General features: G+C 35.5%; 2 protein-coding genes and 1 pseudogene. 2 read left to right on the forward strand and 1 reads right to left on the reverse strand.

The genetic code is table 11. The features are described from left to right. A partial coding sequence (locus E2L07_RS21440) for a hypothetical protein (protein WP_243855034.1) occupies positions 1-887 on the forward strand: 887 nt, incomplete at its 5' end. Positions 888-901: 14 nt separating this feature from the next. Here E2L07_RS21440 and E2L07_RS21445 read toward each other — a convergent pair. Then, positions 902-991 (reverse strand): annotated as a pseudogene (locus E2L07_RS21445) (DNA-binding protein); the annotation flags it as partial. Between the two features lie 79 nt (positions 992-1,070). Between E2L07_RS21445 and E2L07_RS20475 the strand changes: the two are divergent. Next, positions 1,071-1,265 carry a hypothetical protein gene (locus E2L07_RS20475; RefSeq protein ID WP_134230529.1) on the forward strand — a complete coding sequence of 65 codons (195 nt, stop codon included), beginning with the start codon at positions 1,071-1,073 and terminating at the stop codon, positions 1,263-1,265. Positions 1,266-1,491: the final 226 nt, after the last annotated feature.

Here is a 1,491-nt window from a genome sequence, read left to right on the forward strand (position 1 = left end):
TTGACACAATTACTGTAGTGGGACTTGGGGTGACTGGCAAGTCTTTTTTTGTTTACGCACAAAAATTTAGTGCAGGACTCTGCATTTTTCCTTTGCAAAGCTCTGCACTTTTATTTTGCCATACACACGAGAAATCTTGGCTTGCATGGGTGGCACTTATTTTTTGTGCTCCTGTAGGTATCTTTTTAATGTGGAAGTATAAACATCATGGAAAAGTATTGCGATCTGTCGCATCCGTATTATTCGCAATTATATGGTTGAATGTTGTCTTTGGCGGATCGGACGATGTCGCGAAAGAAGAGGATAGTACAGAAGTAGCAGCTGTTGAAGAAGAGGAAGACATCGAAGAAGAAAATGAAGAAGAAATTGAGGATAAAGACGAAGAACCAGAAAAGGAAGAACCAGAAAAGGAAGAACCAGAAAAAGAAGAAAAAGAGGAACAAGAAAAGAAAGAGAAGAAAGAAGAATCTCGATCACCTGAAGAAATAATCGAAAATGTTATTACTGATACACTGAAAGAAAAAACAAACTATGACGCTGAAAGAATCGCAGAAATCTCGGTTATTAATACAGATGAAGGGGATTTTCTACAACTAACCTTAAATGGCAATGATAATTTAACGGCTGGGTTTATCAAGACAGGAATTTATAGAGATACTCTTGATCTCTTAAAAGAGTTTGATCAATTAGATAGCGTAGATGTAAACAACGTCATGTTTTCTTGGCAAGTTCCTTTAGTCGATGCATATGGTAACGAAGATTTAGGCGAGGTGATGAGAATTAATCTATCAGGCGAAACACTTAGCAAAATAAATTTCGACAATTTCAATTATGATAATTTCCCAATCGTTTCTGACGAATATTGGGAACATCCTGTTTTTGAATAATTAAAAATACCGCCCTATTCATCATAAGGGCGGTATTTTTTGCGGAGCTTGAGCAGCTCTTTTTTCTTTTCTTCAATGTCATGCCTTAGAAACAGGCTCCCTCTGGATTAAATGTTAGTACTTCCAAAGTATAGCAATTTCCTATATTATTAATTAAAACGTTATCATAGGAGGTCTTTAATTTTGAGTAACCCATCAACAAGTTCTGCTCTTAAACCCAAATTAACGTTTGAATTAATGATTGAGCATTTAGAAGAAAAACAAGTCAAGTTTAATCACACAAGTAAAGAAGAAGCGAGAATTATCCTAGAAAACTCCAACTACTTTTATAAAATAACCGCATTCAGGAAAAATTTCGAAAAGAACAATAAGACCTGAATTATTCATACCTCGAACATAAATCAGGGTTTTAGGCCAAAAACGATTAGATTCCCGATCCCTTTGAAAGAATCATGGTTATTTTTCTTCTGAAAAGCCTCTTTCTAGAATGAGGAGCGGAAAAATGCCTGTTTTTGGGCATACTTCTCCCTTGGTCTTAAATCGTGTTTAAAAAACAGGATTTTTCGATTTTATCCTAGCTTTAGCTGTTGAATCCGCTGAAGTA

Source organism: Halalkalibacterium halodurans (assembly GCF_004376175.1).
GTDB classification, from domain to species: Bacteria; Bacillota; Bacilli; order Bacillales; family Bacillaceae_D; genus Halalkalibacterium; species Halalkalibacterium halodurans.